This is a genomic window from Thioalkalivibrio denitrificans, from assembly GCF_002000365.1.
Lineage (GTDB): Bacteria > Pseudomonadota > Gammaproteobacteria > Ectothiorhodospirales > Ectothiorhodospiraceae > Thioalkalivibrio_A > Thioalkalivibrio_A denitrificans.
In genome coordinates, this window is record NZ_MVBK01000087.1 from 1 (window position 1) to 7,679 (window position 7,679).

At 64.5% G+C, this 7,679-nt stretch carries 9 protein-coding genes; all 9 read right to left on the reverse strand.

The annotated features are described in order from the left end of the window. Positions 1-97: 97 nt before the first annotated feature. Positions 98-988: a regulatory signaling modulator protein AmpE gene (ampE, locus tag B1C78_RS13300; protein WP_077279663.1), complete on the reverse strand. Its 891-nt coding sequence runs from the start codon at positions 986-988 to the stop codon at positions 98-100. A gap of 241 nt (positions 989-1,229) precedes the next feature. Then, entirely contained in the window at positions 1,230-1,730 is a 501-nt protein-coding gene (locus B1C78_RS13305; protein ID WP_077279664.1) for a FixH family protein, read from the reverse strand. A 28-nt stretch (positions 1,731-1,758) separates the two neighbouring features. After that, positions 1,759-3,186: a cytochrome c oxidase accessory protein CcoG gene (gene ccoG / locus B1C78_RS13310; protein WP_077279665.1), complete on the reverse strand. Its 1,428-nt coding sequence runs from the start codon at positions 3,184-3,186 to the stop codon at positions 1,759-1,761. 149 nt (positions 3,187-3,335) lie between these two features. Continuing rightward, positions 3,336-4,250, reverse strand: a complete 915-nt coding sequence (ccoP, locus tag B1C78_RS13315) for a cytochrome-c oxidase, cbb3-type subunit III (protein ID WP_077279666.1) — start codon at positions 4,248-4,250, stop codon at positions 3,336-3,338. After that, on the reverse strand, positions 4,243-4,425 hold the full coding sequence (locus B1C78_RS13320; protein ID WP_077279667.1) for a cbb3-type cytochrome oxidase subunit 3: 183 nt from the start codon (positions 4,423-4,425) through the stop codon (positions 4,243-4,245). The genes ccoP and B1C78_RS13320 overlap by 8 nt, the downstream gene beginning before the upstream one ends. Before the next feature lie 4 nt (positions 4,426-4,429). Further along, on the reverse strand, positions 4,430-5,038 hold the full coding sequence (gene ccoO, locus B1C78_RS13325; protein WP_077279668.1) for a cytochrome-c oxidase, cbb3-type subunit II: 609 nt from the start codon (positions 5,036-5,038) through the stop codon (positions 4,430-4,432). An 18-nt stretch (positions 5,039-5,056) separates the two neighbouring features. Then, positions 5,057-6,475: a cytochrome-c oxidase, cbb3-type subunit I gene (gene ccoN / locus B1C78_RS13330; protein WP_077279669.1), complete on the reverse strand. Its 1,419-nt coding sequence runs from the start codon at positions 6,473-6,475 to the stop codon at positions 5,057-5,059. Positions 6,476-6,630: 155 nt separating this feature from the next. Beyond that, positions 6,631-7,194 carry a 1,6-anhydro-N-acetylmuramyl-L-alanine amidase AmpD gene (ampD, locus tag B1C78_RS13335; RefSeq protein ID WP_077279670.1) on the reverse strand — a complete coding sequence of 188 codons (564 nt, stop codon included), beginning with the start codon at positions 7,192-7,194 and terminating at the stop codon, positions 6,631-6,633. After that, the gene (locus B1C78_RS13340; RefSeq protein ID WP_077279671.1) at positions 7,191-7,526 is read right to left on the reverse strand and encodes a thioredoxin family protein; all 336 of its coding nucleotides are present in this window, start codon (positions 7,524-7,526) and stop codon (positions 7,191-7,193) included. The genes ampD and B1C78_RS13340 overlap by 4 nt, the downstream gene beginning before the upstream one ends. Positions 7,527-7,679: the final 153 nt, after the last annotated feature.

Consider the following 7,679-nt stretch of genomic DNA (forward strand, 5'->3'; position numbering starts at 1 on the left):
CGCAAGCGGGGGAGGGGGTTCGCCCTCTCCCTCAGGGAGAGGGCTGGGGTGAGGGTGGTTTTCCTTGCCACTTGCCACTTGAGACTTGCCACTGCCTTCAACCAGCCCAGCCCGCCAGCGTCATCAGTGCCAGCACGGCCAGGAACACCACGAGGGTGCGCATGATCAGCCCGTCGGCGCGTTCCACCAGGGCGTTGAGTTCGGCGGGATCATCCAGGTGATCGCCACGCACATGATCCAGCTGCAGGGCCTCGGTCCCGGCGTCCTGCAGCAGCTGCCGGTTCTCCTCGCCCATGTGTTCCCAGCTTCCGGGCAGGGCACGGGTCAGCACCGCGAAGGCCGCGTCGAAGCTGCCCACCAGGCCGTAACCCAGGGCGATCAGGCGGGCGGGAATCCAGTCCATGAGCGCCTGCAGACGCGCCGCGGCGGCCGTAAAGCCTTCGGACCGGCCCTCGACCGGCGCCTTGAGCAGATCACCGAGACGGTAGATCAGCGCGCCCAGTGGGCCCAGCACCGCGAACCAGATCAGCACGGCGAACAGGCGGCTGTTCGCCTCGGAGAAGATCGCGCCCACCACGGCCCGGGTCCGTTCCTGGGGTTCCGCGGGCGGGTCCTCGGTGCCAAGCAGTTCGCGGGCATGGCGAAGCTGGCGCTCCTCGTCGTTCATGGCGCCCGCCTCCACATAGGCCTCCACCTGGTCGTTGATGTTCTTCGGACCGAGACACAGCAACAGGATGAACACCCCAAGGATGATGTCCAGCAGGCCCAGGAACACGCCGTGAATCAGCAGCGCCACCAGCGCGAGCAGGAGAATGGGGGGAAGCATCGTGATGACGAATGCGGCCGTGCCGTCCCGGATGCCGAGGCCGTCCAGAAACCCGTGCATCCAGTCGGCGTATGCATCCAGCCAGCGGAACCGACGCATTTCGTCCAGTGTGCCCGCAAACCGCTCCAGAAACAGGGCGATGAGGATGGTGATCAGTGACATAGGCCGGTCCGCTGGTTTGGCGTCAGCCAAGAGTTTCCGGCACGGGACGGGCCCGCGCAACCCCGAGGGCCCTGTGATGAAGTACGACGGAGGTCAGGCATGGGGAGCGGGGGCTCATGCGGGGCGGGCATACCCCAACCCCCTCACGGAGACAGGCAGGGCGGTTTCATTCCCCTCCCCTATCCCCTATCTCTTCGACTTTTTTCCCTTCCCAATTCCCAATTCACACTTCCCACTCCAACTACCCCTGTGCGGCCACCCGTGCGATCCGCTCGCCCGGCTCCAGGCGCCCGCGCAGTCGCCAGCTTCGATCCTGGGGCTCAAGATGCAGGTGCCAGCGGGCGTCGGGCAGATCGGACACGCTGGCCTGCCAGACGTTTCGGGCCTCATCGTGGATGAGGGTGAGCTCCGCATCCTTGTTGGCGCGCGTGGGATGCAGCAGGCGCAGGGTGAGCGGCGCGCCCGGCAGCGGTGTACCCTCCATCTGCAGGATAAAGTGCCGGCCGTCAAAGCGGACCTCCCCGGCCAGACCGAGGCTGGCGGCGAAGCGCTCGCGCTCCAGCACCTCGTTGATGGCCCGGCCCTCCTGGTAGTAATCCGCCACCACCAGCCCGTCCGGCTCCCAGGTGGCGGCCCGCAACAGCGCCATCCCCACGAACACCGCCGTCACCGGCGGGATCATCAGCAGCCAGGGCCACGGCTGGCGATACCACGGCCCCGAGTCCTCTCTCACGTAACGCATGATCCTGTTCCCCTCGTTTGCGATTCCATCACCGCATCCGGCCGACAAAACGGCCGCTGCGTTCGTTGCCGGTGTCGGGGTCGCCCTCGACGTGTGCGGCAAAGATCACCTCGGCAGAGGGCGTGTCCAGGACGGCGGGATCCATGCGCACCCGCGCGGGGATCTCGATCACGCCGCCGGCGGGTACCGACACCGGCATGCTTCTGTCGATCACCAACTCGGCCCCGGGCAGGCCGCGGATTTCCACGTGGTATGCGCGCGCGGCATCGGCCTTGTTCATGAGCTTGATCCGGTAGACATTCTCCACCCGACCATCGGGCAGCTCCCGGTACAGCACGTTGCGGTCGCGCATCACATCGATGCCCACGGGGTTTCTGCTCGCAATACCGAACAGCAGCCCTGCCATCAGCACCAGCAGCAGCAACCCATACAGCACCATCCTCGGTCTGAGCACGCGCGTGGTCTTTCCTTCCATGGCATTCTCGGTGGTGTAACGGATGAGCCCCCGCGGATAGTTCATGCGATCCATCACGTCGTCGCACACATCCACACAGGCGGCACAGCCGATGCACTCGTATTGCAGGCCGTCGCGGATATCGATCCCGGTGGGACAGACCTGTACGCAGAGGGTGCAGTCGACGCAGTCTCCCAGGCCCTTCTCCTTCGGATCCACATTGCGTTTGCGTGAACCCCGCGGCTCCCCACGCTTCGGGTCGTAGGAAATGATGAGCGTATCCGGGTCGAACATTGCCCCCTGGAATCGGGCGTAAGGACACATGTAGATGCACACCTGCTCGCGCAGAAAGCCCGCGTTGCCCCAGGTGGCAAAGCCGTAGAACAGAATCCAGAAGGTCTCCCAGCCCCCGGTCTGCAGGGTAAAGAAACGCGGCATCAGTTCGACGATGGGCGAAAAGTAGCCGACGAATGTGAGCCCCGTGAACAGCGAGAACAGCAACCAGATGGAGTGCTTCGTGCCCTTGATGGCGATCTTGCGGGGCGTCCATGGCGCCCGGGCCAGTTTCATCTGCTTTGAGCGGTCGCCCTCCAGGCGACGCTCCGTCCACAGGAACACCTCGGTCCACACGGTCTGCGGGCAGGCATAGCCGCACCACAGGCGCCCCGCCAGCGCCGTGAAGAAGAACAGCGTCAGGGCCGCGATGATGAGCAGCAGCGCCAGCAGGAAGAAGTCCTGCGGCCAGAAGGTCCAGCCCAGGATGTGGAACTTGCGTCCGGGCAGGTCGAACCAGATGGCCTGACGGTCGTTCCACGTGAGCCAGGGGGCGCCGTAGAAGATACCCAGAAGCGTCAGCACCCCTGCCAGACGCAGGCGGGCGAACAGCCCGTGGACCTCGCGCGGATAGATCTTTTCCCGCTTGGCGTAGAATTCCGGCTCGTTGCCGTCTGCGGGGTCCGCGCCCGCCGAAGGGGCGCGGGACTTGCGAGGGAGATCCGCCATGCACGCCTCTTACCGTCCCGACGACCAACCGGAGGAGCAGGTCAATGCACCGGCACCGGAGGTGAGCAGCCACAGGGCCGCAATCAGCCGTTGCGTCACAGGCCGTCCTTCGACCCGCAGGGATTCCGACATGAGAACCGGCGGGGCGCTTACCGCCCCTCCTCCGTAAGACTGTACACGTAGGCTGCCAGCACATGGGCCCGGTCCTCACCCAGGAAGTCTCCGAAGCCCGGCATGACGCCGTGGCGCCCTTCACGGATGGTGCGGGCAATGGCGCCCTGCGATCCACCGTACACCCACAGGTTGTTGGTGAGATCCGGGGCGCCCAGGGCGGTCATGCCCGTGCCCTCGGGTCCGTGGCAGACGGCACACAGGGTGGCAAACTGCGGCCGACCCGCCTCGGCCAGTTCGGGATTGGCATCCTCACGCCCGGCCAGGCTGAGCACGTAGTGCGTCAACTGCTCCACGCCCTCGTCGCCGAGCACCTCACCCATGGCGGGCATCACACCCTGGCGTCCATCGATGATGGTCTGGCGAATGGCATCCGGCGAGGACCCCCACTGCCACTGGCCGTCGGTGAGATTGGGAAATCCGGGCGCGCCGCGGGCATCGGAACCGTGGCATGTGGAACAATAATTGAGGAACAGGCGCTGCCCCGTGCGCACGGCCTCGTCGTCTTCTGCCAGTGCCGGCACGTCGCGCTCGGCATAGGCCGCGAAGATCGGCCCGAAACGCTCCTCGGCGCGTTCCACCTCCTGGTGATAACGGCCCTCGGATGTCCAGCCCAGAAAACCGGCAAAGCGGCCCAGGCCCGGAAAGAGCGCCAGGTAGATGACGGAGAACGCGATGGTCAGATAGAACATCCACAGCCACCAGCGCGGCAGCGGGTTGTTGTACTCGGAGAGATCCTCGTCCCAGGTATGACCGGTGACTTCGCCCTGGGCCACTTCCCCGGCGCGGCGCTTGCTGGTCCAGCGGATCAGCCAGAAGATCGCCGCAATATTGGCCACGGTCAGCACCACCACCCACCAGTGCCAGAAGGTGCTCATGTCGTGTTCAATCATCTTTATTCTCTCCTTTGCGGCGAACATCCCCCTGCGCGTCATCTTCCGCGAAGGGCAACATGGACGCCTCGTCAAAGCGCTTTTTCTGCCGGCTGCTGTAGGCCCAGACGACGATGCCCACAAACAGCACCATCAGCACGATGGTGATCAGCCCCTGTACGAACCCGAAGCTCATGGCGTCACCTGCGGTGCGGGATGGCGGTGCCCAGCACCTGCAGGTAGGCGATCAGCGCATCCATCTCCGTCATGCCGCGAACTTCGTCTGCGGCGTTCGCGATGTCCTCGTCGGTATAAGGCACGCCCAGGCGCTGCATGGCCCGCAGCTTGCGCGGTGTGATGTCGGCATTGATCTCGCGGCGCTCCAGCCACGGATACGCGGGCATGTTGGACTCCGGCACCACCGCGCGCGGGTCAATGAGATGGATGCGGTGCCAGTCGTCACTGTAGCGCCCGCCGACCCTGTGCAGATCCGGCCCCGTGCGCTTGGAACCCCACTGGAACGGACGGTCCCAGACGAACTCGCCGGCCACGGAGAAGTGCCCGTAGCGTTCCGTCTCCGCACGGAACGGCCGGATCATCTGCGAATGGCAGGTGTAGCAGCCCTCGCGGATGTAGATGTCGCGACCCTCGAGTTGCAGTGCGGTGTAAGGGAGCAGTCCGTCCACCGGCTCGGTGGTGCTCTTGAGAAAGAACAGGGGCACGATCTGCACCAGGCCCGCGATGCTCACCACCACCAGGATGGCGATGGCCATCAGGCCGATGTTTTTCTCGACGATTTCATGACTCATGAGTGATCTCTCCCCTTCTCAATGCGCCGGCTGCGGGATGGGCTGCACCGCGGGGCGGGCGCCGGAGATGGTCTTCCAGACGTTGTAGGCCATGATGAACATGCCCACGAGGAACACGACACCGCCCAGGAAGCGCACGGTGTAGTACGGATACATGTGCACCAGCGTCTCCACGAAGCTGTAGGTGAGCGTGCCGTCGTCATTGACGGCGCGCCACATCAACCCCTGCATCACTCCGGCGATCCACATGGACACGATGTAAAGCACCACGCCGATGGTGGACAGCCAGAAATGCCACTCGATGAGCCTGATGGAGTACATGCGCTCTCGGCCGAACAGCACCGGTATGAGCGCATAGAGGGCACCGATGGAGATCATGGCCACCCACCCCAGGGCGCCGCCATGCACGTGGCCGATGGTCCACTCCGTGTAATGGGAAAGTGCGTTGACTGTCTTGATGGACATCATCGGCCCCTCGAACGTGGACATCCCGTAGAAGGACAGGGACACGATGAGGAACTTGAGAATCGGGTCGTCGCGCAGCTTATGCCAGGCCCCCGAGAGCGTCATGATGCCGTTGATCATTCCGCCCCAGGAGGGCGCGAGCAGCATGAGCGAGAACACCATGCCGAGCGACTGCACCCAGTCGGGCAGCGCCGTGTAATGAAGGTGATGAGGGCCCGCCCACATGTAGAGCGAGATGAGCGCCCAGAAGTGCACCACCGACAGGCGATAGGAGTAAATGGGCCGTCCCGCCTGCTTGGGCACGAAGTAATACATCATCCCCAGGAACGCGGCGGTGAGGAAGAAGCCCACGGCATTGTGCCCGTACCACCACTGCACCATCGCGTCCATGGCGCCCGGGTACACGGAGTAGGACTTGAAAAGCGTCACCGGCATCGACATGTTGTTGACGATGTGCAGCAGCGCGATGGTGAGAATGTAGGCGCCGAAGAACCAGTTGGCCACGTAGATGTGCTGTACACGGCGCTTCATGATGGTGCCGAAGAAGACGATGGCATAGGCCACCCAGACCACGGCGATGAGGATGGCAATGGGCCACTCCAGCTCGGCGTATTCCTTGGCCATGGTCTTGCCCAGCGGCAGGGTGATCGCGGCGAGCACGATCACCGCCTGCCAGCCCCAGAAGGTGAAGGCGGCCAACCCGTCGCTGAACAGCCGCGTCTGACAGGTGCGCTGAACGATGTAATAGGACGTGGCGAACAGGGCCGAGCCGCCGAAGGCGAAGATCACCGCGTTGGTGTGCAGCGGCCGCAGGCGGCCGTAGCTCAGCCAGGGAATCTCGAAGTTCAGCTGCGGCCAGACCAGCTGCGCCGCAATCAGCACGCCCACCGCCATGCCGACGATGCCCCAGACGATGGTCATGATGGCGAACTGCCTGACCACCTTGTAGTTGTACGTCTGCTGTTGCTCCATGGAGTGCTCCCCGATTTCTGGCACGGCCGCGACGTGGCCGCGATCACGATGTTGGCGGAGAGCACTATGTAGAAATCCCAAATCCCTGGAATTGATCTAAATCAAAAGACCTATACTGCGTAGGGTTATTTCCGACTACGCCGCTTGGAATTGGTCTAGGTCAAACCCGTGGTTCCGAGGGCGGCCCAAAGCGTTGCCCAGCGAAAGTGGGGCCCCGGGTCGGTCTTTCGTTCCGGCGCGATGTCGGCATGCCCGGTCAGGGAGTCGGGGGCGATCGAAGGATAGGCCCGGCGCAGCGCGAGGATCGCCCCGGCAAGCCGTTCGTACTGCACGTCCTCGAAGGGGCGATCATCACAACCCTCCAGCTCGATGCCGATGGAGAAATCGTTGCAGCCCTCACGCCCCCGCCAACTCGAAACACCCGCATGCCATGCCCGCAGGTGAAAGGGGACGTACTGAACCAGTTCCCCGTCCCGGCGGATCAGGAGATGCGCCGACACCTCCAGACCGGCGATCTCCCGGAAAAAGGGGTGTGCCTGCGGATCGAGCCGGTTGGTGAACAGCCGATCGATCCATGGGCCGCCGAACTCCCCCGGCGGCAGGCTGATGGCATGGATCACGATCAGTTCCGGCCGGACGCCCTCGGGACGGGCGTCGTGGTTGGGCGAAGGCACGCGCCGCGCCCCCTCCAGCCAGCCGCTCGGCACATCCACCCTCATGGCGCCTCCATAGCGGGTCGGGCCAGGGTTTCAGCCACTGCCGCACGAATGCGCTCAGGCGCCGCCTCGGCGTGCAGAGGCGCATGGTAGTGGCCGTCCCGGTAAACAAAGAGACTCGGCAGGTGAAACACCTCGAACTCCCGGGCCAGCCCGCCGTCCCGGGAGGCATCCACCTCGTAGAGCGTCCACCGCTCACCCGCCGACACCATCTCCGCGAGCAGCCCCTTCACCCGGCGGCAGGCACCGCAGTCCGGCCCGGTAAAGACCACCACGGCCGTGCCGGGGGTTTCGGCGAGGACATGGTGGAAGTCGAACTGACTCAGAACGCGCATGGTGCCAAGGATGATACCCCACCCCGTAGGAGCGGTGACCCCGCCGCGAATCCGCCCGGGGCCGGGGGACACCTCGCAGATCACGCAAAGAGCGCAGAGGCGCAGAGAACGCAAAGTTTTTTGAACAAAACACCTTTGCGTTCTCTGCGCCTC